This window comes from Nocardioides korecus (assembly GCF_054778395.1).
In genome coordinates this window covers 485,193-509,939 of record NZ_BAAGZO010000001.1, presented here as the reverse complement: position 1 = coordinate 509,939, position 24,747 = coordinate 485,193, and the positions used below count along the sequence as shown (strand labels likewise).

Annotated in this window: 25 protein-coding genes and 3 tRNA genes; 14 read left to right on the top strand and 14 right to left on the bottom strand. The window is 72.8% G+C overall.

All coding sequences use genetic code 11. The annotated features are described in order from the left end of the window. The 4 genes from larC to ACYVDA_RS02405 form a co-directional block, all read right to left on the bottom strand. Positions 1 to 1,218 (bottom strand): nickel pincer cofactor biosynthesis protein LarC, encoded by a 1,218-nt coding sequence (larC, locus tag ACYVDA_RS02420; protein WP_460814652.1) that lies wholly within the window; start codon positions 1,216 to 1,218, stop codon positions 1 to 3. Continuing rightward, a complete protein-coding gene (gene larB, locus ACYVDA_RS02415; RefSeq protein ID WP_460814650.1) occupies positions 1,211 to 1,957 on the bottom strand; it encodes a nickel pincer cofactor biosynthesis protein LarB in 747 nt (248 codons plus the stop codon). Before larB ends, larC begins: the two co-directional genes overlap by 8 nt. A gap of 149 nt (positions 1,958 to 2,106) precedes the next feature. Beyond that, entirely contained in the window at positions 2,107 to 2,547 is a 441-nt protein-coding gene (locus tag ACYVDA_RS02410) for a hypothetical protein (protein WP_460814648.1), read from the bottom strand. A 78-nt stretch (positions 2,548 to 2,625) separates the two neighbouring features. After that, complete coding sequence (locus tag ACYVDA_RS02405) at positions 2,626 to 3,471, bottom strand: prephenate dehydratase (RefSeq protein WP_460814645.1); 846 nt, start codon at positions 3,469 to 3,471, stop codon at positions 2,626 to 2,628. A gap of 82 nt (positions 3,472 to 3,553) precedes the next feature. On the opposite strand from ACYVDA_RS02405, the gene ACYVDA_RS02400 reads away from it, so the two are divergent. Continuing rightward, entirely contained in the window at positions 3,554 to 3,955 is a 402-nt protein-coding gene (locus tag ACYVDA_RS02400; RefSeq protein WP_460814643.1) for a DUF4446 family protein, read from the top strand. A gap of 400 nt (positions 3,956 to 4,355) precedes the next feature. Here the strand turns inward: ACYVDA_RS02400 and ACYVDA_RS02395 are convergent, their stop codons facing one another. Next, positions 4,356 to 5,939: a bifunctional phosphatase PAP2/diacylglycerol kinase family protein gene (locus ACYVDA_RS02395; RefSeq protein ID WP_460814640.1), complete on the bottom strand. Its 1,584-nt coding sequence runs from the start codon at positions 5,937 to 5,939 to the stop codon at positions 4,356 to 4,358. A 102-nt stretch (positions 5,940 to 6,041) separates the two neighbouring features. On the opposite strand from ACYVDA_RS02395, the gene serS reads away from it, so the two are divergent. Genes serS through ACYVDA_RS02375 form a run of 4 tightly spaced genes read left to right on the top strand, consistent with a single transcriptional unit; the run spans position 6,042 to position 9,535 of the window. Next, positions 6,042 to 7,349, top strand: coding sequence for a serine--tRNA ligase (gene serS / locus ACYVDA_RS02390; protein ID WP_460814638.1), 1,308 nt, complete (start codon positions 6,042 to 6,044; stop codon positions 7,347 to 7,349). Next, a complete protein-coding gene (locus ACYVDA_RS02385) occupies positions 7,342 to 8,187 on the top strand; it encodes an HAD family hydrolase (RefSeq protein ID WP_460814634.1) in 846 nt (281 codons plus the stop codon). The genes serS and ACYVDA_RS02385 overlap by 8 nt, the downstream gene beginning before the upstream one ends. After that, positions 8,184 to 8,717 carry a GNAT family N-acetyltransferase gene (locus tag ACYVDA_RS02380; protein ID WP_460814632.1) on the top strand — a complete coding sequence of 178 codons (534 nt, stop codon included), beginning with the start codon at positions 8,184 to 8,186 and terminating at the stop codon, positions 8,715 to 8,717. The genes ACYVDA_RS02385 and ACYVDA_RS02380 overlap by 4 nt, the downstream gene beginning before the upstream one ends. Further along, positions 8,714 to 9,535, top strand: a complete 822-nt coding sequence (locus ACYVDA_RS02375) for an HAD family hydrolase (RefSeq protein WP_460814629.1) — start codon at positions 8,714 to 8,716, stop codon at positions 9,533 to 9,535. Before ACYVDA_RS02380 ends, ACYVDA_RS02375 begins: the two co-directional genes overlap by 4 nt. 21 nt (positions 9,536 to 9,556) lie before the next feature. On the opposite strand, the gene ACYVDA_RS02370 is transcribed toward ACYVDA_RS02375, so the two are convergent. From ACYVDA_RS02370 to mobA, 4 genes are all read right to left on the bottom strand, one after another. Then, positions 9,557 to 10,186 (bottom strand): bacterial proteasome activator family protein, encoded by a 630-nt coding sequence (locus ACYVDA_RS02370; protein ID WP_460814627.1) that lies wholly within the window; start codon positions 10,184 to 10,186, stop codon positions 9,557 to 9,559. A 53-nt stretch (positions 10,187 to 10,239) separates the two neighbouring features. Then, positions 10,240 to 11,220: an NAD(P)H-quinone oxidoreductase gene (locus ACYVDA_RS02365; RefSeq protein ID WP_460814624.1), complete on the bottom strand. Its 981-nt coding sequence runs from the start codon at positions 11,218 to 11,220 to the stop codon at positions 10,240 to 10,242. Between the two features lie 83 nt (positions 11,221 to 11,303). Next, entirely contained in the window at positions 11,304 to 11,636 is a 333-nt protein-coding gene (locus ACYVDA_RS02360) for a DUF6457 domain-containing protein (protein ID WP_460814622.1), read from the bottom strand. Between the two features lie 97 nt (positions 11,637 to 11,733). Continuing rightward, complete coding sequence (gene mobA, locus ACYVDA_RS02355) at positions 11,734 to 12,330, bottom strand: molybdenum cofactor guanylyltransferase (protein WP_460814619.1); 597 nt, start codon at positions 12,328 to 12,330, stop codon at positions 11,734 to 11,736. 60 nt (positions 12,331 to 12,390) lie between these two features. On the opposite strand from mobA, the gene ACYVDA_RS02350 reads away from it, so the two are divergent. Next, positions 12,391 to 13,236, top strand: coding sequence for a carbon-nitrogen hydrolase family protein (locus tag ACYVDA_RS02350; protein WP_460814616.1), 846 nt, complete (start codon positions 12,391 to 12,393; stop codon positions 13,234 to 13,236). A gap of 43 nt (positions 13,237 to 13,279) precedes the next feature. Then, positions 13,280 to 13,367, top strand: a tRNA-Ser gene (locus ACYVDA_RS02345). 81 nt (positions 13,368 to 13,448) lie between these two features. On the opposite strand, the gene ACYVDA_RS02340 is transcribed toward ACYVDA_RS02345, so the two are convergent. Continuing rightward, positions 13,449 to 13,808, bottom strand: a complete 360-nt coding sequence (locus ACYVDA_RS02340; protein WP_460814612.1) for a hypothetical protein — start codon at positions 13,806 to 13,808, stop codon at positions 13,449 to 13,451. A 156-nt stretch (positions 13,809 to 13,964) separates the two neighbouring features. On the opposite strand from ACYVDA_RS02340, the gene ACYVDA_RS02335 reads away from it, so the two are divergent. The 3 genes from ACYVDA_RS02335 to ACYVDA_RS02325 all read left to right on the top strand — a co-directional run bounded on the left by ACYVDA_RS02335 (position 13,965) and on the right by ACYVDA_RS02325 (position 14,954). Further along, complete coding sequence (locus tag ACYVDA_RS02335) at positions 13,965 to 14,480, top strand: hypothetical protein (protein WP_460814609.1); 516 nt, start codon at positions 13,965 to 13,967, stop codon at positions 14,478 to 14,480. Positions 14,481 to 14,538: 58 nt separating this feature from the next. Further along, positions 14,539 to 14,626: transfer RNA gene (locus tag ACYVDA_RS02330), tRNA-Ser, on the top strand. A gap of 187 nt (positions 14,627 to 14,813) precedes the next feature. Further along, positions 14,814 to 14,954: a hypothetical protein gene (locus ACYVDA_RS02325; protein WP_460814607.1), complete on the top strand. Its 141-nt coding sequence runs from the start codon at positions 14,814 to 14,816 to the stop codon at positions 14,952 to 14,954. Here ACYVDA_RS02325 and ACYVDA_RS02320 read toward each other — a convergent pair. Both ACYVDA_RS02320 and ACYVDA_RS02315 read right to left on the bottom strand, forming a co-directional pair. After that, positions 14,947 to 15,972: a LuxR family transcriptional regulator gene (locus tag ACYVDA_RS02320; RefSeq protein WP_460814605.1), complete on the bottom strand. Its 1,026-nt coding sequence runs from the start codon at positions 15,970 to 15,972 to the stop codon at positions 14,947 to 14,949. The two genes, ACYVDA_RS02325 and ACYVDA_RS02320, sit on opposite strands and share 8 nt — an antisense overlap. 96 nt (positions 15,973 to 16,068) lie before the next feature. Further along, the gene (locus ACYVDA_RS02315) at positions 16,069 to 17,895 is read right to left on the bottom strand and encodes a phosphoenolpyruvate carboxykinase (GTP) (RefSeq protein ID WP_460814603.1); all 1,827 of its coding nucleotides are present in this window, start codon (positions 17,893 to 17,895) and stop codon (positions 16,069 to 16,071) included. Between the two features lie 382 nt (positions 17,896 to 18,277). On the opposite strand from ACYVDA_RS02315, the gene ACYVDA_RS02310 reads away from it, so the two are divergent. Then, positions 18,278 to 18,350 (top strand) — tRNA-Arg (locus ACYVDA_RS02310). A gap of 167 nt (positions 18,351 to 18,517) precedes the next feature. On the opposite strand, the gene ACYVDA_RS02305 is transcribed toward ACYVDA_RS02310, so the two are convergent. Together ACYVDA_RS02305 and ACYVDA_RS02300 are read right to left on the bottom strand one after the other, a co-directional pair. Continuing rightward, positions 18,518 to 18,979, bottom strand: coding sequence for a MarR family winged helix-turn-helix transcriptional regulator (locus ACYVDA_RS02305; protein ID WP_460814601.1), 462 nt, complete (start codon positions 18,977 to 18,979; stop codon positions 18,518 to 18,520). 97 nt (positions 18,980 to 19,076) lie between these two features. After that, positions 19,077 to 19,829 (bottom strand): ZIP family metal transporter, encoded by a 753-nt coding sequence (locus tag ACYVDA_RS02300; protein ID WP_460814598.1) that lies wholly within the window; start codon positions 19,827 to 19,829, stop codon positions 19,077 to 19,079. A gap of 146 nt (positions 19,830 to 19,975) precedes the next feature. Between ACYVDA_RS02300 and ACYVDA_RS02295 the strand changes: the two genes are divergently transcribed. From ACYVDA_RS02295 to ACYVDA_RS02285, 3 genes are read left to right on the top strand one after another with little or no spacing between them, the layout of a single operon-like run. Further along, positions 19,976 to 22,507 (top strand): molybdopterin oxidoreductase family protein, encoded by a 2,532-nt coding sequence (locus ACYVDA_RS02295; RefSeq protein ID WP_460814595.1) that lies wholly within the window; start codon positions 19,976 to 19,978, stop codon positions 22,505 to 22,507. Then, the gene (locus ACYVDA_RS02290) at positions 22,507 to 22,968 is read left to right on the top strand and encodes a hypothetical protein (RefSeq protein WP_460814591.1); all 462 of its coding nucleotides are present in this window, start codon (positions 22,507 to 22,509) and stop codon (positions 22,966 to 22,968) included. The genes ACYVDA_RS02295 and ACYVDA_RS02290 overlap by 1 nt, the downstream gene beginning before the upstream one ends. Next, positions 22,965 to 24,743 carry a glycoside hydrolase family 15 protein gene (locus ACYVDA_RS02285; RefSeq protein WP_460814589.1) on the top strand — a complete coding sequence of 593 codons (1,779 nt, stop codon included), beginning with the start codon at positions 22,965 to 22,967 and terminating at the stop codon, positions 24,741 to 24,743. The genes ACYVDA_RS02290 and ACYVDA_RS02285 overlap by 4 nt, the downstream gene beginning before the upstream one ends. Positions 24,744 to 24,747 lie beyond the last annotated feature (4 nt).

The following is a 24,747-nucleotide window of genomic DNA, read 5'->3' as shown; positions in this document are numbered from 1 at the left end:
TCAGCTCCTCCTCCGGGCCAGACGCTGGGCCGCGGCCACAGCCTCCGCCATCAACGACTTCACGGGCACGTCGAGCGACCGGGCGGCGGCCGCGACGTCCTCGAACTCGGGCTGGGCGTTGAGCACCTCGCCGCCCGGGTTCAGACGGGCCAGCTTCACCGCGACGCGACGACCCCGCACCTCGACCGAGTCCATCTCGCGGGCCAGCTCGTGCTTGCCGACGAGCTGCTCGCGCAGGCCGATGGTGGAGGTCTGGCGGTAGACCTCCCGGCGTACGACGTCGGCGCGCGCAGCGGTGACCAGCACGCTCAGCGTGTGGGCCGGGCGCCCCTTCTTCATCACGATCGGGGTCAGCCAGGCGTCGCTGGCGCCCGCAGCCAGCAGGGCGGCGATCGCCGGCGGCCACAGGCGCGGGTCGAGGTCGTCGACGTTGGTCTCCATCAGCAGCGCGCCGCCCTGGGCGCCGGGCGTCGCCCCGGCGGCCTCGACCGTGACCGGGTCGCCCAGCAAGATCCGCAGCACGTTGGCGTGGCCCTCGGGGTCGCGCCCGCCGGCCCCGGTGCCGACGACCGCGACGACCATCGGGGGCTGGGGGCCCCACTCGTCGGCGAGCGCGGTCAGCAGGGCCGCACCCGTGGGCGTGCACAGCTCGAGGTCGACCGGGCCGCCGCGGCTGGGGACGCCGCGCAGCAGCTCGACCACCGCGGGCGGGGGCACCGGCAGCAGGCCGTGCTCGCTCGCGACCGTCCCGCCGCCGACGGCGACCGCCGACACGACCAGGGTCGCGAGGTCGAGGTGCACCATCCCGGCGCACACCCCGACGACGTCGGCGATGGCGTCCAGGGCGCCGACCTCGTGGAAGTGGACCTCGGCTGGCTCGGTGCCGTGCACGCGGGCCTCGGCCTCGGCCAGGCGCGAGAAGACGTCGTGGGCCAGGGAGCGCACGTCCTCGTGCAGCCCGGCCTCGTTGAGCAGGCGCTCCACGTCGCGCCACGTGCGGTGGGGCGCGACGTCGGCGACCTCGACGTGGCAGCGGGTCGCGGCGAACCCGCCTCGGCTGGCGCGCTCCTGGCGCAGCCGCACCTGACCCGGCGCGACCCGGTCGACCGCCTCGGCGAGCAGCCCGAGCGGCACCCCGGCGTCGACCAGCGCCCCCAGCAGCATGTCGCCGCTGGCGCCGGAGGACGCGTCGACCCACGCCGTGCGCCGCTCAGCCACGATCGACCCCGTCGTCGCCGCGCGGGTCCGGCGCACCGTCCCACGCCTGACGCGCGTTGCGGGCGACCCGGGCGGCGAAGACCCCGGCGCCGTAGCCGTTGTCGATGTTGACCACGGTGACCCCCGGCGCGCAGGAGTTCAGCATGCCGAGGAGCGCGGCCAGGCCGCCGAAGGAGGCGCCGTACCCGACGCTCGTGGGGACCGCGACCAAGGGCACCCCGCTCAGGCCGCCGACCACGCTGGGCAGGGCGCCCTCCATGCCGGCCACGACGATCAGGCAGTCGGCGTCGGCGAAGCGGTCGCGCGCCTCGAGCAGACGATGGAGTCCCGCGACCCCGACGTCGTCCACGCGGTCCACGCCGCCGCCGTGCACCGCGACCGCCAGGGCGGCCTCCTCGGCGACGGGGGCGTCGGAGGTGCCGGCGGCGATCACCACCACGCGGCCCCGCGGGGCGGGCAGGGGACCCAGCGTGACGGCCCGCGCGCGCTCGTGGACCTCGGCCCCGGGCAGCTCGCCCCGGACCAGGTCGAGCGCCTCCGGGGCCAACCGCGTGGCCAGCACCGCCCGCTCGGGGTGGCGCTCGTGGAGGGTGCGCAGGATCCCGACGACCTCGGCGGGCGTCTTGCCGGCGCCGTACACGACCTCGGGATCACCCGTACGACGCTCGCGCTCGACGTCCACCCGGGCGTACCCCAGGTCAGCCGTGCGCGACGCTGCGTCGTCCTCCGGCCCGGTCACCCGCAGAGGCTATCCGGCCGGAGGTCCGAGGGCCTCCCGGGGCGTCGCGGCTACACATTTGTGTAGCAACGACGTGCGCCAGACCACGAATCCGTCGTCGTTGCTACACAAATGTGTGGCTACGGCGTCCAGCGCTGCGCGGCCCCGACTCAGACGCGGACCTCGGCGGGCTCGCGGCCGACGACGGTCGCGGCGTGCCAACCGAGCCAGGCGACGACGAGGGCGAGGAGCCCGTGGACCAGGCCGAGGACGGGTACGGCGCCCGCGGCGGTGCCGAGCCCGACCTGCACCACCACCGTCACGAGCAGGGCGAGGGCCCACGTGCGGGCGGCCTTCTCCTTGAGCAGGACGGCGACCACGACCAGGGCGATGGTCAGGACCGGGATCAGGATCATCCCGATGCCGGAGTGCAGGGCGAACCCGATCTCGCCGGTGGCCCCGGTGTTCTCGGCCTTGACCGCGGACGGGGTCAGGGTGTGGCCGTCCTCGACCCAGTGCAGCAGCCCGGCCGTCGCGAGGGCGATGACGGCGGCCTGGACCGCGACGAGTCCGGCGATGGAGTGGCTCAGGGCCTTGTAGGCAGCGCGCATGCCTCGATGATGCACCCGGACGCGGCGCGGACCGGCCGCAGGCTCGCGGGGGACGGCAGGGGAAGCCGCGGGCCCGGCTCAGACCGAGCGGAAGGCGTCGGCCGGGTAGACGCCGAGGATCTTGACCTCGGTGGTGAAGAAGGTCAGCTCCTCCAGCGCCCGCGCCAGCGGCAGGTCGCCGGGGTGGCCGTCGACCTCGGCGAGGAACTGGGTGGCGCCGAACCTCCCGTCGACCATGTAGCTCTCCAGCTTGGTCATGTTCACCCCGTTGGTGGCGAAGCCCCCGAGCGCCTTGTAGAGCGCCGCGGGGAGGTTGCGCACGTTGAAGATGAAGCTGGTCACGACCGGCCCCACCCCGCGCTCGGCCTCGACGAAGTCGCGGGAGAGCACGACGAAGCGGGTGGTGTTGTGGTCCTCGTCCTCGACGTCGTCGAGCAGGATCTCCAGGCCGTACGTCGCCGCGGCCAGCGGCGGCGAGATCGAGGCCTGGGTCAGGTCGCCCGCCTCGGCGACCTCGCGGGCGGCGCCGGCGGTGTCGCCGGAGATCAGCGGTCGCAGGCCGCGCTCGCGGATGACCTTGCGGCACTGGCCCAGCGCGTGGACGTGGCTGTGCACGGTCTCGATGGTCTCCAGCGAGGCGCCGGGCAGGGCCATCAGCGCGAACCGGATCCGCAGGAAGTGCTCGGCGACGATGTGCAGCGTCGAGGTCGGCAGGAAGTGGTGGATGTCGGCGACCCGGCCGGCGATCGAGTTGTCGATCGGGATCATCGCCAGCTCGGCGTCACCGCCCTCGACGGTCGCGAAGACGTCCTCGAAGGAGGCGCACGGCACGGACTCCCAGTCGGGGTAGTGCTGCATGCACACCATGTGGGAGTTGGCCCCCGGCTCACCCTGGTAGGCGATCCGCCTGCGTCCTGTGCTCACGAGGCCTGAGTTTGGCACGTACGCCGTACCGCCCCCGCGTGCCGGTCGGGACGAGTGCGGGCACCCACCTAGGCTTCGCCCCGTGGAGATCCTGCTGTCCGTGCTGGCCCTCGTCGTCGCCCTCGCCGCCCTCGGGGTGGCGCTGACCTCCCGGCGCTCCCGGCAGGCGACCCCGGACGACACCGCCGCCTCCGACCTCCCCGAGGACGCCCACGCCCTGCGCCGCGAGGTCGCGGCGCTGAAGGCGGAGAGCGCGCAGACGATGCGCCACGTCGCGGTGGTGCGGTACGACGCGTTCACCGACACCGGCGGCCAGCTCTCGTGGTCGGTCGCGCTGCTCGACGACCACGGCAGCGGCGTCGTCCTGTCCTCGATCCAGGGTCGCAACGAGTCCCGGTCCTACGCCAAGAGCATCGACGCCTGGTCCAGCGAGACCCAGCTCTCCCCCGAGGAGGAGGACGCCATCTCGCACGCCCGCCCCTGAGGCGGGAGCGAGTGGCCGGCCTCCCCGGGCCGGCGGGTTGGCGTGCGGCGTCCGGTGGGTCGGCGTACCGCGTCAGGCGTGGTCTGGCATGTGGTGGTGCGGACGGGCGTGGAGTGCGGGCGGTGGGGTCCTGCCGGCGGGGTCTGCGGGCCGAGGGCGCTCTGCAAATGTCGCACCAGGGTCGCCTGTGACGGCTCGGCACGCTGATCCTGGTCACATAGGCATCGAGATCCCGTGGGGATGTGGCGCATGGGACACCGGGTGACCCCACGGCCCCCTCGAGCGACATTTGCAGCGCGCAGCGGGGCCGTCCGCCAGCGGGACCCCGGGCCAGACCACCACGACGCCGTACGCCCGGACGCCCAGCCCCAGCCCCAGCCCCGGGCCGTACGCCGTACGCCTACCGCGGCACCCGGACGAGCAGCCGGCCGTGGACGCAGCGGGCGCGGATCTCGCGGCCGGGGGCGATCAGGTCGCCGTCGAGCTGGCGGGGGGCGTCGGAGTGGGCGCGCACGACGACCTCGGCGCCGGTCATCCGGGTGATCAGCTCGTCGGTGCGCTTGTCCTTGCTCAGCACCCGGATGGCGAGCGGGATCCAGGACAGGAACCGGCGGGGGTAGAGCAGGACCACGTCGAGGCGGCCGTCGTCGATGGTCGCGTCGGGCAGGAGCGGCATGCCGGCCTGGAGCGAGCCGACGTTGCCGACCACGACGGTGCGCGCGCGGTGCTTGGTGAACTCCCCGCCGTCGACGGAGACCTCGACCCGGATCGCGGGGAACATCAGCGACCGGAACGCCGAGAAGACGTAGGCCAGCCAGCCCACCTTGGCCTTGATGTCGTCGTTGACGCCCTCCATGATCGCGGCGTCGAAGCCCATGCCGGCCATCACCAGGAAGGTCGCGTCGTCCATCTTGTCGCCGCTGACCTCGACCATGTCGATGGCGCGGTCCTGGCCGTGCAGCCCCACGTCGACCGCCGAGCGCAGCAGCAGCGGGATGTCGAGGTTGCGGGCGAGCAGGTTGCCGGTGCCGGCCGGGACGATGCCCACGGGGACGCCGGTGCCGGCGAGCTCCTCGCACACGGCCCGGATCGTGCCGTCGCCGCCGACGGCGAGCACCAGGTCGGCACCGGAGACGGCCGCCTCGTGGGCCATCCCGTAGCCGGTGTCGTCGACCGTGGTCTCCCACCAGCGCACGCGGGCGAACCCGGCGTCGGTGGCCATCGCCTCGACCAGCGTGCGGAACTGCTCGGGACCGTCGACCTTGATCGGGTTCAGGACCACCCCGAGGGTGCCGCGCCGGTGGGGCAGGGCGTCGGCCAGCGGGACGTGGTGCGTCGAGATCGAGCGCGGCGTGGGGTCGAAGAACGCCAGCCACACGAGCAGCACGCCGACGCCGAGCAGGTAGCCCGCGATCACGTCGGAGAGGTTGTGCACCCCCAGGAAGACCCGGTCGGCGCCGACCAGCAGCGCCAGCCCGACGGCCAGGACGGTGACGGCACGGCGTACGCCGCGGCGGCGGACGAGCAGGTGCACCAGCACGATCGCGATGCCCATCGAGGCCGCGATCCCCGAGGAGTGCCCCGAGGGGAAGGAGTACGACGTGAGCACCTGCACCGGGTCGTCCCACTTCGGCCGGGCCCGCCCGATGCCCACCTTGAGCGCCGAGGTCAGCACCGCGACGGTCACCATCACCCCGATGGTCCACAGCGCGGCGCGGCGGTACCCCTTGGACAGCAGCAACCCCGCGGCGACGATCGTCGCGATCGTCTCGGGCAGCGTCGTGGTGGCCAGCGCGAGGTAGTGCCAGAACAGGTAGGCGCCGTGGTGGGCGCGCGTGAACGACTCGGGCCAGGTCCCGACCGCGGTGTCGAGCCGCTGGAGCGGGGCCCAGCCGGTCTTGACGAGGACGCCGAGCACCGCGAAGAGCAGGAGGAGCACTCCCGCCCACCTCAGCCGGCGCGGCCGCAGCGCTCCGTCAGTCACGCTCAGTCACCTGACAGTCCCGTCTTCGTGCCTCGTGGTCCGGGGCGCAAGTATGCCGGGAGCGGACGGCCCTCGTGCGCTCGCGTCGTCTAGTCTCGGGCCGTGATCGACCCACGACTGCTCCGCGAGGACCCCGACCAGATCCGAGCCGCCCAGACCAAGCGTGGACTCTCCCCCGAGGTCGTCGACCGCGCGCTGGAGGCCGACGCGGCCCGACGCACGGCGATCGCCGACTTCGAGCAGCTGCGCGCCGAGCAGAAGTCGCTGGGCAAGCTGATCCCGAAGGCGACCGGCGAGGAGAAGGCCGAGCTGCTCACCCGCACGCGCACGCTGTCGGCCGACGTCAAGGCCGCCGAGGCCGCGCAGGGCCAGGCCGAGGCCGACTGGCGCGAGGCCGTCCTGGCGATCCCCAACCCGGCCGCCGACGCGGCACCCGCGGGCGGCGAGGAGGACTTCACGCTGCGCTCGGAGCACGGCACCCGCCGCGACTTCGAGGCCGAGGGCTTCACCCCCCGCGACCACCTCGAGCTGGGCCGGATCCTGGGGGCCATCGACGTCGAGCGCGGGGCCAAGGTCTCGGGCTCGCGGTTCTACTACCTGGTCGGCATCGGCGCCGACCTCGAGCTGGCGCTGGTCAACCTGGCCATGGACCAGGCCCGGTCCGCCGGGTTCACCACGATGATCCCGCCCGCGCTGGTCAAGCCGCGCGCGATGGAGGGCACCGGCTTCCTGGGCCAGGCCGCCGACGACGTCTACCGGATCGAGGGCCAGGACACCTACCTGGTCGGGACCTCGGAGGTGCCGCTCGCGGCGTACCACTCCGACGAGATCCTCGACGCCGCCACGCTGCCGCGCCGCTACGTCGCGTTCAGCCCCTGCTTCCGCAAGGAGGCCGGGTCGCACGGCAAGGACACCCGCGGCATCTTCCGGGTGCACTGGTTCGACAAGGTCGAGATGTTCACCTACACCACGCTCGAGGAGGCGGCGGCCGAGCACGAGCGCCTGCTGGCCTGGGAGATGGAGTTCCTGGACAAGCTCGAGCTGTCCTACCGGGTGATCGACGTCGCCGCGGGCGACCTGGGTCTCTCGGCCCAGCGCAAGTTCGACTGCGAGGCCTGGATCCCCAGCCAGGAGCGCTACCGCGAGCTGACCTCGACCTCGAACTGCACCGACTTCCAGACCCGCCGCCTGGACGTGCGGGGACGCTTCGCGACCGAGGGCGGCCAGAGCGAGACCGGTCCGGTCGCGACCCTGAACGGCACCCTGGTGGCCATCACCCGCGCCATCGTGGCGCTGCTGGAGACCCACCAGCAGGCCGACGGGTCCGTGCGGGTCCCGGCCGCCCTGCAGCCCTACCTGCAGGGTCGCGAGGTCCTGCTGCCCGTGAACGCGGGCGGCGCCGGTGCCTGAGCCGGGGACCCCGGGCTGGCAGCCCAAGCTGGTCGCGCTCGACATCGACGGCACCCTGCTGAAGTGGCTGGAGGAGGGGGTCGACAGCGCGGCGTACGAGCGCATCGAGCCCGTGCTCCACGAGGCCGTGCAGGCCGTCCTGGACGCCGGCGCCCACGTCGTGCTCTCCAGCGGCCGCTCGCCGCACGGCATGACCGGGATCGCGGACCTGCTCGGCCTGCCGCGCGACCCCGACTCCCCGGTCTGGATCGTGGCCTCCAACGGCGCGGTGCTGTGCCGCTACGCCCCCCTCGAGGTCGTGCACGAGGAGACCTTCGACGCCTCCGACGCCGTGGCCGCGGTCCTGCGCGAGCACCCCGAGGCCCTGGTGGCCGTGGAGGAGCGCGGCGTCGGCTACAAAGTCAGCCGCCCGTTCCCCGAGGGCGAGCTGTCCGGGGAGATGATCCCCGCCTCCATCGAGGACATCGTCGGCGAGCCCGTGAGCCGCGTGATCATCCGCGACCCCTCGGCCTCGGTCGAGGACTTCGTCAGCCTGGGCCGGCGCCTGGGCCTGCACGGCACCGACTACGTCGTGGGCTGGACGGCCTGGCTCGACCTCTCCCCGGTCGGCGTCTCGAAGGCCTCGGGCCTGGACCACGTCTGTCGCGACCTGGGCCTGACCAGCGACGACGTCCTGGCCATCGGCGACGGCCGCAACGACATCGAGATGCTGCGCTGGGCCGGGCGCGGGGTGGCCATGGGCCAGGCCGTGCCCGAGGTCCACGAGGCGGCCGACGCCACCACCGACTCGGTGCACGACGACGGCGCGGCCGTCGAGCTGCGGCGCTGGTTCCCGTGAGCGACCCGGCCCCGACCTCCCCGCCCGGACCGGCCCTGCCGGACCCCGTGACCACCGACCGGCTGGCCCTGCGGCTGATCAGCCCGGAGGACGCCGCCGGGATGCTGGCCGGGCGACGGCGTACGTCGTGGCACCCCGACTACCCCCGTCGTGACGACCAGGACGCCGTCAGCCTGGTCAAGGCCGACGACCCGCAGGCCTGCTGGGGCCCACGCCACGTCACCCGGCGCTTCGACGGCCTCGTCGTCGGCTCGATCGGCTTCTTCGGCGCCCCCGCCCCGGCCGAAGACGACGTCCCCGAGGTCGAGGTCGGCTTCGGCCTGGTCGACGACGCCCACGGGCACGGCGTGGCCGGCGAGGCGCTGGCCGCCCTGCTGCGGCACGCCGACACCGCCGGGGTGCGCGTGCGCGCCGGCGTGCGCCCCGACAACAGCGCCTCCCTGCGGGTGCTGGCCCGCTGCGGCTTCACCCAGCTGCGCGGCACCACCGAGGAGGGCGACCTGGTGATGGTCCGCCCCCAGCCCGCGTGAGCGCGTCCGACGCCGCGGTCCGTCCGCGCCTGGTCGCGACCGACCTCGACGGCACCCTGGTGCACTCCGACGGCACCATCACGCCCCGGTCCCGGGCCGCGCTGCGCGCGGTCGAGCAGGCCGGGCTGGTCGTCGTCTTCGTCACCGGTCGCCCTCTGCGGTGGGCCGCGCACGTCTTCGACGACGTCGCCGGCCACGGCCTGGCGATCGCGGCCAACGGGGCGCTGCTGTGGGACGTCGCCGCCGACCGGGCCCGGCTCGAGCGGCCGCTGCTCACCGAGGACCTGCGCGAGGTCGCGCGGCGCATCCGCGAGGCGGTGCCCGGCTCGGGCTTCGCCATCGAGACGCTGAGCGGGATGGACGTCGACGACACCTTCATGCCGCGCTACCCCCTGCCCGAGACCAGCCGCCGCGGCCCGCTGGCCGAGATCCTGGACCGACCGGCGTACAAGCTGCTGGCCCGGCACGAGGAGCTCACCCCGCAGGACTTCTGGGACCGGGCCCGCGACGTCGTGGGCGACCTGGCCACGGTGACCTGGTCCTCCTCGACCGCCCTGCTCGAGATCAGCGCGGCCGGGGTCACCAAGGCGAGCACCCTGGAGCTGCTCTGCGACGACCTCGGGATCACGGCCGCGGAGGTGGTGGCGTTCGGCGACATGCCCAACGACCTGCCGATGCTGAGCTGGGCCGGGACGGCGTACGCCATGGAGAACGCGCACCCGAGCGTGCTCGAGACCGCCGACCGGGTCGCCCCGCACCACGACCAGGACGGCGTCGCGGTCGTGCTGGAGGAGCTGCTGGCCGGTCTCGACGGCTGAGGCTCCGTCGCGGGGGCGTCCCTAGAGGTACATCCCGTTGGGACCGTGCTGGTGGTCGTCGTCCTCCTCGGCCTGGCCGTGCTGGCCGGGCTGACCGCCGGGCGGCACCGCCCCCGGGGGCAGCGCGCGCCGCATCTGCTCCAGCTGACCGCGGGCCGCCATCTGCTGGGCGTAGATCGCCGTCTGGATCCCGTGGAACAGGCCCTCGAGCCAGCCCACGAGCTGGGCCTGGGCGATCCGGAGCTCCGACTCGGTCGGGGTGCCCTGGTCGAAGGGCTGGATCAGCCGGTCGAGCTCCTCGTCGAGCTCGGGGGCCAGCCCGTCCTTGAGCTCCTGGATGGAGGTGTGCACGACCTGCGCGAGGCGGGTGCGCCCGGGCTCGTCGAGCGGGGCCGACTTCACCTCCTCCAGCAGCTGCTGGACCATCCGCCCGATCCGCATGACCTTGGCCGGCTGCTCCACCAGGGAGGCGACGTTGCGCTCGCCCCCCTCCTCCTCGTCGCCGTCGACGGCCTGGGCGGGCACGGCGACGGGCTGGCCGTCGGGACCGATCACGAGCACGTGGTCGGCCTCCTCGGAGGCACCGGTCCCGCCCCGGCCTGCCTGGCCGCCGGGAGGTCCGTCGTGGGGAGTGGGCGCAGAAGAGGACATGGAGCCGACCCTACCGACCACCGCCGACCGAGCCACGGGCCCGGCAGCGTCCCTCAGACCTGGGGCTGCACCGACAGCAGGATCTTGCCGGTGTGGCTGCCGGACTCCATCAGCTCGTGCGCCCGGCCTGCCTCGGTGAACGGCACCTTCTCGTGCACGAACGCGGTCACCTTGCCCTCGCCGATCAGCGGCCACACGTGCTCGACGACGGCGGCGCAGATGGCCGCCTTCTCCTCGGCCGGGCGGGCCCGCAGCGAGGTCGCGATGACGGCGCCGCGCTTGCCCAGCAGCTTGCCCAGGTCGAGCTCGCCCTTGGCGCCGCCCTGCATGCCGATCACGACCAGGCGGCCCTCGGTGGCCAGCGCGGAGACGTTGCGGTCGAGGTACGACGCCCCCATGTTGTCCAGGATGACGTCGGCGCCACCGTGCTCGCGGACCACCTCGACGAAGTCCTCCTCGTGGTAGTCGATCGCCCGCGTCGCGCCGAGCCGCTCGCACAGCTCGCGCTTCTCCGCCGTGCCCGCGGTGGTCAGGACGGTGGCGCCGAGCGCGGCGCCGAGCTGGATCGCGACGTTGCCGATGCCGCCCGCGCCACCGTGCACGAGCAGGGTGTCGCCGGGCTGGAGGTGGGCGATCATGAACACGTTGGACCAGACCGTGCAGGCCACCTCGGGGATCACGGCGGCGGTCTCGAGGTCGACGCCCGGCGGCAGCGGCATCACCTGGCCGGCGGGCACGAGCACCTTCTCGGCGTACCCCCCACCGGCGAGGAGCGCGCAGACCTCGTCGCCGACGCTCACGTTCTCGACGCCCTCGCCCACCTGGCTCACGACGCCCGAGCACTCGAGCCCGAGCACGTCGGAGGCGCCCTTCGGCGGCGGGTAGAAGCCCTGCCGCTGGAGGGTGTCGGCGCGGTTGACCGCGCTGGCGACGACGTCGATCACGACCTCGCCGGGACCGGCGTGCGGGTCCGGGAGCTCGACGACGGTCAGGGCCTCGGGTCCGCCCGGCTGGGCAGCGGTGACAGCGCGCATGCCCGCCACCCTAGCCAGCCGCCTGCGGGCACGACGGACCACCGGAGCCCCGCCCGCAGCGGGGACCGGGCAGCCGGTCGAGGTCAGGCGACGGGACCGGCCGCGGGGTCCGGGTCGACGAGCGCGTCGACCGTGTCGTCCTCCTCGTCGAGGGCGTCGAGGGCGTCGGGCTCGTCCGGGGAGCGGTCCCACCGCAGGGCCAGCGCCGAGGCCAGCCCGGCGAGGCGCTCCACCTCCTGGGGGTCGCCGTCGGAGCGGGCGGCGGCGTAGCCCAGCAGGAAGGTCGAGACGGGGGCGGCCCGGCGCTCCACGGCGTGGGCGGCGTCGCGGGCCAGGTCCAGCACCACGGCCTCGTCGACCTCCACCTCGATGTCCAACGCGTCGCAGAGCTCGTCGATCCAGTCGTGCAGGTTCACCCGTCCAGTCTCGGACGACGACGAGCCACCGTGCAACACCCCCACGCGCTCCTCGGACGGCGCGGGCCGGGTCTGTGCTCGGGGGGGGGCGTCCCGCTCAGCCGTCCAGGCGCTCGCGGACGGCCGACAGGTCGGCCCAGGTGTCGACGTCACGGGCCTCCCAGGGCAGCGCCGGGACCTCGGCGAGGTCCAGGTCGGCCACGAGACGGCGTACGGCGAGCCCGTGCTCCTCGCCCCGCGCCGGCGCAGCGGCCAGCAGCGCCTCGGTGAGGTAGACCGCGCAGAGGTACTGCCGCCGGCCGCCCTCGTCGACCAGCAACGCCCCGTGCTCGGCCGAGGACAGCAGCAGCCGGCTGACGGTCGCGGTGGTCACCAGCGGGGTGTCCACGGCCATCACGACCAGCAGCCGCGGCGTGCGGGGCAGGGCGCGCACGCCCGCCAGGATCGCGGCGGCCGGCCCGCCACCGACCGGGTCCTCGCGCGCGAAGCTGACAGCCCGGGCGGTCGGGACCGGGTCGCCCACCACGACGACCTCGGGGACCTCCTCCAGCGCGGCCAGGACGCGCTCGAGCAGGGTCGCGCCACCGACGTCGAGCGTCGCCTTGTCCGCCCCCTGGAGCCGCTCGGCCCGACCGCCGCTGAGGACCACGGCGGCGAGCTCGGCCGCCGGAGCGGGGTCGGGGGGCGTCGGCACCTCCGGAGTCTCCCACCGGGACGGCTCCCGCGCGCCGCCCCGGGGTGGCACCCTGGACGGATGGCACCCGAGCAGCCCGCACCCCACCGCGACCAGGACGCCGACGTGTCCCGACGGGGCGACCCGCCGGCCCCCGCGGGTCGGCTGCGCGTCCGGCTGGTGCAGCGGGCCGCCTCGCTGGACCGGGCGGAGAACCTCGCCGCCCTCGAGGACCTGGCCGCTCGACCGGGCGAGGTCGACCTCGTGGTCCTCCCCGAGGCCTCGGCCCGCGACTTCGGCCCGCCCGGGTCCGACCTGGCGCCGCACGCGGAGCCCCTCGACGGCGCGTACGCCGGCCGCGTCCGGTCGCTGGGCGCCGGCGGCACCGCGTGGCTCGCCGGCATGTTCGAGACCGCCCCGGACCCGGCGCGACCGCTCAACACCCTGGTGCTCGGCGCGGGTGGTGGGCTGACGGCGTACCGCAAGATCCACCTCTACGACTCCTTCGGCTACCGCGAGTCCGACACCATCAGCGCTGCCGAGATCGAGCCGGTGGTCGCCGAGCTCGACGGGGTCCGGCTGGGCCTGATGACCTGCTACGACGTCCGGTTCCCCGAGCTGTCGCGGCTGCTGGTCGATCGTGGCGCCGACGTGCTGGTCGTGCCCGCCGCCTGGGTCGCGGGCGAGCGCAAGGTCGAGCACTGGCGCACGCTGCTGCGGGCCCGGGCGATCGAGAACACCGTGTGGGTGGTCGGCGTCGGCCAGCCGGGGCCGCGCTACGCCGGCCACTCGATGGTGGTCGCGCCCGACGGCGACGTCGTCGTGGAGGCCGGCGAGGGCGAGGAGGTCCTCGACGCGGTCGTGGACCTGTCCAGGACGGCCGAGGTGCGGCGCACGAACTCCTCGCTGGCCAACCGCCGGATGTAGTCGGCGCCGCGACTACACTCGTCCACCGGTCCCTCGGGACCGAGGAGGGGTGCCGGAGCGGCCGATCGGAACCGCCTTGAAAGCGGTCGTGGGGAGACCCACCGCGGGTTCGAATCCCGCCCCCTCTGCCACCGCCGCACCACGACAGCACGGTCGGGGCGAGGTCGCGCAGCCCTGCACGATCATGCAGCCGCGGACCACTGCCTGGTCGGTCAGCCGGACTCGCCGAGCTCCAGCTCCACCTCGTCGTAGGCCAGGTCGTGCAGCCGCTGGACGTGGTGCTCCAGGTCGACCAGGAGCCGCTCGGCGCCGGCGAAGATCCGCCGCGGCCCCTCGTCGGCGGCGTCCACGGCCCCCAGCAGGGCCGAGACGCGGGCGAGCAGCTGGCGCGCCTGCCGGCGCGCGCAGTCGTCCTTGGCGGCCAGCCAGGCCTCGTCGTGGGTCACGGTGGCGGCGGTGCCGCGGCGCACGTCCTCCAGGGCGGCGCGCAGCCGACCCCGACGCTCGGCCTCGGGACCCTCGGACCGCAGCGCCAGGCGCAGGTCGACCACCGCCGACTCGACAGGTCCCACCGCGACCACCGCCTTCCGCGTCACCGCTCGGACCGAGAGACGACGAGTGTGACCCAGCGCCCACGCCTCCACAAGACCCGTGGGGGACGGGGTCGACCGGGACGGGAGCGGCCCGCGGATTTGGGACGGCAGCCGCGCCACGGGTCTAATCGGGGGGTGACCCAGCCCGACCCCGCCACCGGATCCCCCTCGGCCGGCCCGTCCGCCACCGGCCCGGACCGCCCGGAGGACTGGGCCCTGGCCCCCGCGCTGCGTGCGCGCCTGCTGGGGGCCGGCCTGACCGCGGTCGGGGTGGTCGTCGTGGTCGCGGTGCTGCTCGGGGCCGTCGTGGGCCTGCCCGCGGCCGTGACGACGGTGCTGGTCGTGCTGGCGGGGCTCGCCGTGGTCGGCCTCGGCCTGCTGCTCGGGCCGCGCCGCTGGGTGCTGCGCCTGACCGAGGACGGCTACCGCGTCCGGGCCCTGCGCTCGGCCCAGGCTCGCTCGGCCCGGTGGACCGACGTCCTCGACCTCCAGGCCACCACCACGGCCGGGAGCCGCTGCGTGGTCCTGCGTCTGCGCGACGGGCGCACGACGACCATCCCGGTCGACGTCGTCGAGGGTGACGCCGAGGAGCTGACCCGCACGATCTCGGCCCACCTGGACCGCGGGCACGGCTACCGCCGCCTGCGCTGAGGACGGGGCCGGATTTCCTGCGGCACGCCGGGGTGGGTAACCTGCTCCTGCTCGACCGGGAGGTGTCGCCTAGTGGCCTATGGCGCCCGCCTGCTAAGCGGGTTGAGGGTTGAACCCTCTCGCGGGTTCAAATCCCGCCACCTCCGCGGGCTCACCGCCTCGGACCCCCTGGGTCCGGGGCGGTTCTGCGTTCCCGGCTTCACAGGCTCACCCAGGTTCCCGGCCATACCTGCATGATCGTGCAATGCACATCCATGAGGCCCTGTCGTGGTGTGAGCCAGGGCACCGCGCGGGCAGCATTTGATTTGCCCCGAGTTGAGAAGGATGCCAACCATGAACTTCCGTCGTTTCTCCAAGCCCGTCGCCGCCGTCCTGCTGGCGGTCAGCCTCGTGTCGGTCGGCGTCTCCGCCCCCGCGGACGCCGCTCCGTCGCACACCACCTCCAGCAAGGACACCGGCTGGGACCTCAGGTAGCACCTGACGAGGGGCTCTGAGTCGATCCGCTCTCGGGGGTCTGCTCCGAGCTCCTCGTCCCCATGGCCAGGCCGAGCTGGAAGCGTGTGTCCACGTTGAACTCCTGCTTGAGCCCGGCGACGTACGACGCATAGGTGCGCGTGCTGACCCCCACACGCTTGGCGCTGGCCGAGTCGCTGTGACCCTCGGTCAGCATGCGCACCGTCAGTTGACGGACCTCCTCGGCAATGCCGGACTCCCCGGCGGTGCTGAGGCCCTCGTAGTCGCGACCGCGCTCCCAGGAGCGCTCGAAGAGGTCGGCGAGGTAGGTCACCGTGTGGTGGTCGTGGATCGCCACCGCGGTCTCGTTGGTCTCGCCCGGGATCAGCGCCAGCCGGCGGTCGATGATGATCAGCCGGTTGAAGAACTCGTCCAGGGTGCGCACCTGCGCGCCCAGGCTGCGCATCAGCTCGACGTAGTCGCGCATCGCCTTGCTGCGCCGCGCGGTGTGCTGGTAGAGCGTGCGCATCGAGACCCCGCGCGCGAGCGCCCGGCGGTCCCGGTCCGAGGCCATCTCCAGCGCCACCGTGCGCCGCGGGCCGGCCGGCTGGGCGGTGAGCAGCTCCCGCTCGGCGTCGTCGACGGCCGACTCCAGGAACCGGTTGATCGCGGCGATGCCGCGGATCTCGGTGAGCGGGTTCCCCGCGGTCGGCGTACGCCGGAACGCCTGGCCGAGCGACCCGAACGTGTCCGCCCAGGCGGTCGTCTCGTCCAGCAGCTCGACCACCTGGCGCCCCAGCGGCGCCACCACCCCGGGCTGCACGCCGGCCGGGTCGACGGCGACCCAGCCGTTGAGGGCGTCGTCGCGCCGCAGCAGGCCCAGGTCGATCAGGAGGGCCAGCGCGGCGTGGTCGGGGTGGCCCTCGCCCAGCCGCGGGTCGCCCGAGGCCAGCACACCGGCCTCGACCACCTCGCGGAAGATCGCGGCGCCGGGGCCCTCGAGGAGCGCGCGCCGCTCGGGGCCCTGGTCGGACGTCATGGCCACATCATGTCCTCCCCCTCCGACGCGTGACGCCCCGCCCGCACGGTGAGGTGCGGACGGGGCGTCACGTCGAGGTCGACCAGCAGGGCGGGGTCAGGCGCCGAGACGGGCCTTGAGGCCGTCGAGCTCGGTCCACAGGACGCCGGGGAGGTCGTCGCCGAACTTCTCGAACCACTCGGTGATCTGCGGGATCTCGGCCTTCCACTCCTCGACGTCGACGCGCAGGGCCTCGGCCAGCTGCTCCTCGGTGACGTCCAGGCCGTCGGTGTCGAGGGTGCCGGGGGCGGGGACGTGACCGATCGGGGTCTCGACCGCGGCGACCTGACCGTCGATGCGCTCGATGACCCACTTCAGCACGCGGCTGTTCTCGCCGAACCCGGGCCACAGGAAGCCGCCCTCGTCGTCACGACGGAACCAGTTGACGTAGAAGATCTTGGGCATCTTCGCGGCGTCGTTCTGCTTGCCCATGTTGATCCAGTGCGAGAAGTAGTCGCCGGCGTTGTAGCCGATGAACGGCAGCATCGCCATCGGGTCGCGACGCACCACGCCGACCGCGCCGGTCGCGGCCGCGGTGGTCTCCGAGGACAGGGTCGCGCCCATGAAGGTGCCGTGGGTCCAGTCGCGGGCCTCGGTGATCAGCGGGATCGTGGTCTTGCGGCGACCGCCGAAGAGGATCGCGTCGATCGGGACGCCGCGCGGGTCGTCGTACTCCGCCGCCAGCATGTCGCACTGCTTGATCGGGGTGCAGTAGCGGCTGTTGGGGTGCGAGGACAGCTCCTCGGAGTCGGGCGTCCAGGGCTCGCCCTTCCAGGAGGTGGCGTGGGCCGGCGGGTTCTCCAGGCCCTCCCACCAGACGTCGCCGTCGTCGGTCAGCGCGACGTTGGTGAAGACCGAGTTGCCCTTGTTGATGGTCTTCATCGCGTTGGGGTTGGTGTGCTCGTTGGTGCCCGGGGCGACGCCGAAGAAGCCGTACTCCGGGTTGACCGCCCACAGGCGGCCGTCCTCGCCGATGCGCATCCAGGCGATGTCGTCGCCGATGGCCTCGACCTTCCAGCCGGGGATGGTGGGCTCGAGCATCGCCAGGTTGGTCTTGCCGCAGGCGCTGGGGAACGCGGCGGCGACGTACTTGGTGACCTTCTGGGGGCTGGTCAGCTTGAGGATGAGCATGTGCTCGGCCATCCAGCCCTCGTCGCGCGCCTTGGCGCTGGCGATCCGCAGGGCGTAGCACTTCTTGCCGAGCAGGGCGTTGCCGCCGTAGCCGGAGCCGAAGGACCAGATCGCGCGCTCCTCGGGGAACTGCACGATGTACTTGGTGTCGTTGCAGGGCCACGCGACGTCGGCCTGGCCCTCGGCGAGGGGCATGCCCACGGAGTGCAGCGCGGGGACGAAGTCGGCGTCGAGCTCCTCCATGCGACGGAGGACGTTCGTGCCCATGCGGGCCATCACGCGCATGCTGGCCGTGACGTACGCCGAGTCGGTGACCTCCACGCCGAACATCGGCTGGTCGGCCTCGAGGTGGCCCATCACGAACGGGATGACGTACATCGTCCGGCCCTTCATGCAGCCCGCGTAGAGCTTGCGCATGATGGCCTTCATCTCGGAGGGGTCCATCCAGTTGTTGGTGGGCCCGCAGTCCTTCTCGTCGACCGAGCAGATGTAGGTGCGGTCCTCGACGCGCGCCACGTCGGTGGGGTCGGAGGCCGCGTGGAAGGAGTTCGGCTTCTTGGCGGGGTCCAGGCGGGTGAACGTGCCGGTCGACACCAGGGCGTCGGTGAGCTCGGTCCACTCCTCGTCGGACCCGGTGCACCAGTGGATGCTGTCGGGCGTGGTCATCGCCGCGACCTCCTCGACGAAGGCCAGGATGCCTGCGTGGGTGGTCGGTGCGCTCAGGGTGGCGGTCTTCACGGAGTCGGCGGTCATGGCTGTCAATCCCTCTCGAGCCTTCCCGACCGGGGTCGTCCCGGCCGGACATCGTCAGTGTCGGCGATGTGGTGGTGGAGTGCGGTCGAGCGGGTGCTGCGCCGTTGCAGGCAACCCCTCTGACCTCAAGGTACCGGCCAGTAACACGGGCCGGACCCTGTGGTGGCTGCCGAATGTACGTGTCGATCCGGGGCCCTCCAATTGGATCGATCCACAATTCCACGGACGCCTGATTAGGCGTTTTCGAGGAATGCATTAAGCATTTGCGAGACGTATTCGGGAGGTCCGGGCCGACCCGGGTCGTTGCGCGACGGGGTGCCCGATTTCTGTCCCACCGACCGGGTCGGCTACAGTCTCCTTCGTCCTCGAACGCTGAGGAAGCGCGCCTGTAGCTCAACGGATAGAGCATCTGACTACGGATCAGAAGGTTAGGGGTTCGAATCCCTTCAGGCGCACCGATCGTGAAGCCCCGGGCCAGCTTGCTGACCTGGGGCTTCTCTCATCTCCGCACGGCGCGCCATGTCGCAGCGTGACCGAGCCGAGGGTTGACGCTGGCCGCGAGGGTCCACGGAGGGCACAGCAGGAGCCGGAGCCGAGCCGGCGTCGTGGGCTCGGTCCCGTCTCACCAGGGTGGTGTGGCCCAGTCCGGGTCCTCGATCTCGCCGGCGGCCCGGTTGAACACCTCCAGGGCCTGCACCACCTGGGCGGTCTGCTCCGGTGTCATGCGGTCCAGGACCTTCTCGACCTCCACGTGGCGCCGGGCGGTCACGGCCCTGACCAGGTCAGCTCCTTGGGGGCTGAGGCTGATGACGACGACGCGTCTGTCCTGCTCGGAGCGGGTCCGTGAGATCAGGTTGAGTCGCTGGAGGCGGTCGCAGATGCGTGTGGCGTTGGAGGGGTTGACGCCGAGGCCGTCGGCAATGTCACCCACCGGCTGGTCGCCTCGGGCGGCGAGCAGGACCAGGACCCGGTGCTGGGCGAGCGTCACCTCGACGGGTGCGTCTGCGATGGTTCGGACCGCCAGGCTGAGCAGGGCCCGGCTGGCGGTCACGAACGCACTGGTCTGGTCTTGGGGTGGTGCCACGTCGAAGATGCTCCTGTTCGTCGGTCGACCCTGACGCTAGTTCGTCCGATCACCTCCGCGGCGCCATCGCGGGACAGCTCAGCCGCTGGGCACGATGTCAGCCCAGCTTCTCCAGGGCGAAGGACAGTGCGAACCCGATGGTGGCGACGAAGCCGGCGTACAGGTGGGCCTTCTCGAACGCTTCGGGCAGCATCGTGTCGGCGACCATCGCCAAGATGGCTCCGGCAGCGACTGCGGTGATGGCTGCGACCACGGCGGCGGGGGCGCCGCCGAGGAGGAGCACCCCCAGGGCCCCGGCAACGCCGCTGATGACCGCGATGCCGCACCAGACGCCGAACACGTAGCGGGCACTGCGGCCGGCCCGCTTCATCCCGGCAGCACTGGACAGACCCTCGGGCAGGTTGGAGATGAACACCGCGGCCAGCACCGGTAGACCGACACCGTGCCCGGCGAGGAGGGTCAGCCCGAGCACGATCGACTCGGGCACCCCGTCGAGGAGGGCGCCGATGGCGATGGCCGTGCCGCTGCCGGCCTGCTCGTCCTCGGACGGCTGCTGGTCCTCGGAACGTTTGCGGTGCCGCGCGCCCCTGGCCGCCAGGGCGACGTTGGCCGCCACGTAGACCGCTGCTCCGCCCAGGAACCCGACCAGGGTGGGCGTCAGTCCGCCGGTCGACTCGGCCTCGGCCACGAGGTCGTAGGCCAGCGCCGAGATCAGGACCCCGGCGCCGAAGGCCATCACCGCGGCGACGACCGTGCGCGGGACCGAGACGAACCACGCGATCAGGGCGCCCAGGACCAGCGCGCCACCGGCCAGGACACCCCACAGCCCTGCCTGGATCCAGATCGGCATGCGCTCTCTCCACGTCTCGTGCGACGGCTGCGCGAGGTCGGCGGAGCGGCGTCGGATCCCGGCAACACTTACTTGCGCATAAGCATAGTTGCGTGTAAGCAAGTAGTGCAACCTTCCCACCGCCCGTACGACGACGAGGACATGTCATGGCCGACCGCATCAACGACATCTGGGGAGAGCGCACCCCGCACGCTCGAGGCACCACCTGGCCGGCGCGGGTCGACCAGTACCTCGACGAGGGCGTCACCGAGGCCGATGTGGAGAAGTGGGTGCAGTCGGCATGCCTGTTGTGCAGCAACGGCTGCGGGGCCGACATCGCGGTCAAGGACGGCCGGATGGTCGGCATCCGGGGCCGTGCCGGCGACACCGTCAACCACGGCCGCCTCGGCCCGAAGGGGCTGTACGGCAGCACCCCGTGGGCGTCGTCGCCCGACCGGCTCACCCGCCCGTTGGTCCGTGAAGGCGGGCGGCTGGTCGAGACCGACTGGGAGACCGCGATGGGTCGCGTCGTGGAGGTCTCCAAGATGTTGCTGGCCGAGAAGGGGCCGCTCTCGCACGGGTTCTACACCAGCGGCCAGCTGTTCCTGGAGGAGTACTACACGCTGGCGGTCATCGGGAAGGCTGGCCTCGGCACCCCTCACATGGACGGCAACACCCGGCTGTGCACCGCCACGAGTGCGGCGGCGTTCAAGGAGTCGTTCGGCGCCGACGGTCAGCCCGGCTCCTACACCGACATCGAGGCCTGCGACGCGATCTTCCTGTTCGGGCACAACATGCCCGAGACCCAGACCGTGCTCTGGTCGCGGATCCTGGACCGCACCCGCGGCGATGACCCGCCCCGCATCGTGTGCGTCGACCCCCGGCGGACCATGGTGGCGATGGAGGCCGAGCGCACCGGCGGCGTCCACCTCGCTCCCCGGGTGGGCACGAACCTGGCGCTGATGAACGGCCTGACCCGCGAGCTCTTCGCCCACGACTGGGTCGACGAGGCCTGGGTCGCCGGCCACACGATGGGCGTGGAGGAGCTGCGGGCCATCGTCGCGCCGTACACGCCGACCCGGGTCGCGGAGATCTGCGGTGTGGAGGCCGAGGACGTACGCCGGGCGGCCCGCATCTTCGGTGAGTCCGAGGCGGTGCTCTCCACGGTCCTGCAGGGGTTCTACCAGTCCCACCAGGCCACGGCCGCGTCCGTGGCGGTGCACAACCTGCACCTCCTCCGGGGCCAGATCGGCCGCCCCGGGGCCGGAGTGCTCCAGATGAACGGTCAGCCCACGGCGCAGAACAACCGCGAGTGCGGCGCTGACGGAGACCTGCCCGGCTTTCGCAACTGGGACAACCCCACTCACGTGCAGCAGCTCGCCGACCTGTGGAACGTCGACGTCATGACGGTCCCGCACTGGGCGCCGCCGACCCACGCGATGCAGATCATGCGCTACGCCGAGACCGGCTCCATCGGCTTTCTGTGGATCTCCGCGACCAACCCGGCAGTGTCCATGCCGGAGTCGGCTCGCATCCGCAAGATCCTCACCGGCGACCAGTGCTTCACCGTGGTCCAGGACCTGTTCCTCACCGAGACCGCCGAGCTCGCCGACGTGGTCCTGCCCGCGGCCGGTTGGGGAGAGAAGACCGGGTGCTTCACCAACGTCAACCGCACCGTCCACCTCTCCGAGCAAGCCGTCGAACCTCCCGGGGAGGCCCGCAGCGACCTCGACATCTTCTTGGCCTACGCCGACGCCATGGGGTTCACCGACAAGGACGGCGACCCGCTGATCACCTGGCGCACCTCCGAGGAGGCGTTCGACGCCTGGAGGGAGGCCACCCGCGGCCGGCCCGTCGACTACACCGGGCTGTCCTACGACAAGCTTCGCGGCCCCACCGGCATCCCGTGGCCGGTCAACGACGAGCACCCCGACGGCACCGACCGGCTGTACGCCGACGGCGTCTTCCCGACCGACACCGACACGTGCGAGACCTACGGCCACGACCTGCTCACCGGCGGCACCGTCACCGAGACCGAGCACCGGGCCATGAACCCCGCCGGGCGGGCGTTCCTCAAGGGAGCCGACTGGACCCCGGCGCACGAGGAGCCCTCGGTGGACTACCCGCTGCGCTACACCACCGGGCGCACCGCCTACCAGTTCCACACCCGCACCAAGACCGGCCGCTCCAAGGCGCTGCACCGAGCCGCACCCGACGCGTGGGTCGAGCTCAACCCCGCCGACGCGGAACCGCTGGGCATCGCGGAGGGCGACTGGGTGCGGGTGGAGTCACCCCGCGGGTCCATCGAGGTCCGTGCCCGCATCGGCCAGGTCATGGAAGGTGCGGTGTTCGCACCGTTCCACTACGGCCACTGGGACCCCGACGAACTGACCGCCGCTGAGCCGGCCGACCGCGACCACCGGTTGGCGAACGAGCTGACGATGACGGTGTGGGACCCGGTGTCCAAGCAGCCGTACTTCAAGACGGCGGCCTGCAGGGTTACGAAGCTTCGTGACGGTGACGGTCCTGCTCCGGCTCCGACGACCACGGCCTCGGCCCCCCGCCCCAGCCTCAGCTCGGACCGGGGACCAGGTGGCACCGGAGGGGTGCCTTCGCCGCCGCCGGGCCCCGCCACCACGTCCTACGTGCTCGAGACCACACCCACCTACCCGCTCGACCCGACCCAAGGGAGGTCCTGATGCCACACCTGTCCACCTACATCGGCCTGGCCGACCACAGCGAGCAGACCTTGGCCGACTCCTTCCGTGCCGTCGCTGAGGGCCACGCCGCCGAGGCAGACGTGTTCCACACCTGCCACCTCCTGGCCCAGATGAGCGACCACCATCGCGACGCCTTGGCCGAGGCCGTCGAGCGGTACGGCGAGGACGACCTCGACGAGCCCGAACGGCTTCACGCCTCGGGGTTGGTCGAGGTCAGGAGCGGTCCGATCGGGTTGCTGCGCGACCTCCAGGACCTCCACGTCCTGGCCACGCTGGTCCAGACGACGTGGACGGTCATCGCCCAAGGCGCCCAGGGCCTGCGCGACCACGACCTCCTCGACGTCGCCACCTCCTCCTCCGCGCAGACCTCCCGGCAGCTGTCCTGGTTGAACACCCGGATGAAGGCCGCCGCCCCCCAAGCCCTGATCGTCGCGCCGTGAACCGCCCCACCCACCTCCCGGTCCCGCTGCGTCAGTACGCCCTGCTCGCCGACGGCGAACGCGGCGCGCTCATCGGGCCCCACGGGAACATCGCGTTCCTGTGCGCTCCCCGCTGGCACGACGACGCCATCTTCTCCTCCCTGCTCGGCGGGTCCGGGCGCTACGTCGTCAGCCCACAGGACCCCCGCTACGTCTGGGGCGGCCACTACGAGGCCGACACCCTGATCTGGCGCAGCCGCTGGGTCGCGACGGGCGCCATCATCGAGTGCCGCGAGACACTCGCGTTCCCCGGCGACCCCGACACGCTCGTCCTCCTCCGTCGCATCGAGGCCACCCACGGCGATGCCCACGTCGAGGTCGAGCTCGACTGCCGTGCCGAGTTCGGAGCACGCGCCATGATCGTCAGCCGCAGCACCGACGGCACCTGGTCCGGCCACACCGGCGACCTGCACTTCCGGTGGTCCGGTGCGCCCACCTGGGCACACCTCGACAACGACACCCTGCGGGTCACCATCGACGTCCCCGCCGGCGGCCACCACGACCTCGTCCTCGAGATCAGCCGCCAACGGCCGACCGGGCCGCTTCCCGACGCGGGCCGGGCGTGGGAACGCACCGAGCGTGCCTGGGCCGCTGCCCGACCCGACGTGTCGGCCTCCGCCGCCCCCGGGGACTCCCGCCACTCCCACGCCGTCCTGCGCGGTCTCACCGGCTCGACCGGCGCGATGGTCGCCGCCGCGACGACGGCCCTGCCCGAACGAGCCGACAAGGGCCGCAACTACGACTACCGCTACGCCTGGATCCGCGACCAGTGCTACGCCGGCCAAGCCGCCGCCGCCATCGGCAGCCACGACCTCCTCGACGCCGCCGTCCGGTTCGTGTCCGAACGGGTCCTCGACGACGGCGCCATGCTGAGGCCCGCCTACACCGTGAACGGTGACCCGGTCCCCGACGAACGCTCCGTGGCCCTTCCCGGCTACCCGGGCGCACCCGTCCGGGTCGGGAACCACGCCAACACCCAGTTCCAGCTCGACTCGCTCGGGGAGTCGCTGCTCCTCCTCGCCACCGCCGACCAGGGTGGCCGGCTCGACGCAGCAGGTCAGAGAGCCATCGAGGTGCTGGTCGATGCGGTCGGGAAACGACGCCACGACCCGGACGCCGGCATCTGGGAGCTCGAGGACCGCCACTGGGCCCACTCCCGCCTCATGTGCGCCGCGGGCCTCCGCGCAGCAGCCGACCGACGCGGCGGCCGCGTCGGTGTCGAGTGGGAGCAGCGGGCGGACCGGCTCGTAGCCTCCGTCGACGCCGACTGCCTTCACCCGACCGGTCGCTGGCAACGCTCACCCCACGACCCGGGCGTCGACGCCGCCCTCCTCCTGCCCGGGATCCGGGGCGCCGTCTCCGCCCAGGACCCGCGCAACCTGGCCACCATCGACGCCGTCATCACAGACCTCACCGACGACGGCTACGTCTACCGGTTCCGTCAGCACGACGACACCGCGATGCACGACGCCGAGGGCGCGTTCGTCCTGTCCGGCTTCCACCTCGCCCTGGCCAGCCTGGGACGTGGCGACGTCCTGGGCGCCACGCGGTGGTTCGAGCGCAACCGCGGCTCGCTCGGCCCACCCGGGCTGTTCACCGAGGAGTACGACGTCGTCCAGCGCCAGCTCCGCGGCAACGTGCCCCAAGCCTTCGTCCACGCCCTGCTCATCGAGACCGCCCAACGCCTCGGCGAGGCCGGCCTCGGCAACCAAGGCTTCACCGCCCGCCGGCGCTGACCCG

Excerpts from the sequence above, each read along its gene's own strand:
- ACYVDA_RS02410 (WP_460814648.1), bottom strand. The coding sequence starts at position 2,547 with ATGCGCGCTGCCTACAAGGCCCTGAGCCACTCCATCGCCGGACTCGTC.
- ACYVDA_RS02370 (WP_460814627.1), bottom strand. The coding sequence starts at position 10,186 with ATGTCCTCTTCTGCGCCCACTCCCCACGACGGACCTCCCGGCGGCCAG.
- ACYVDA_RS02365 (WP_460814624.1), bottom strand. The coding sequence starts at position 11,220 with ATGCGCGCTGTCACCGCTGCCCAGCCGGGCGGACCCGAGGCCCTGACC.
- ACYVDA_RS02350 (WP_460814616.1), top strand. The coding sequence starts at position 12,391 with ATGGCACCCGAGCAGCCCGCACCCCACCGCGACCAGGACGCCGACGTG.
- ACYVDA_RS02325 (WP_460814607.1), top strand. The coding sequence starts at position 14,814 with ATGAACTTCCGTCGTTTCTCCAAGCCCGTCGCCGCCGTCCTGCTGGCG.
- ACYVDA_RS02320 (WP_460814605.1), bottom strand. The coding sequence starts at position 15,972 with ATGACGTCCGACCAGGGCCCCGAGCGGCGCGCGCTCCTCGAGGGCCCC.
- ACYVDA_RS02315 (WP_460814603.1), bottom strand. The coding sequence starts at position 17,895 with ATGACCGCCGACTCCGTGAAGACCGCCACCCTGAGCGCACCGACCACC.
- ACYVDA_RS02300 (WP_460814598.1), bottom strand. The coding sequence starts at position 19,829 with ATGCCGATCTGGATCCAGGCAGGGCTGTGGGGTGTCCTGGCCGGTGGC.
- ACYVDA_RS02295 (WP_460814595.1), top strand. The coding sequence starts at position 19,976 with ATGGCCGACCGCATCAACGACATCTGGGGAGAGCGCACCCCGCACGCT.
- ACYVDA_RS02290 (WP_460814591.1), top strand. The coding sequence starts at position 22,507 with ATGCCACACCTGTCCACCTACATCGGCCTGGCCGACCACAGCGAGCAG.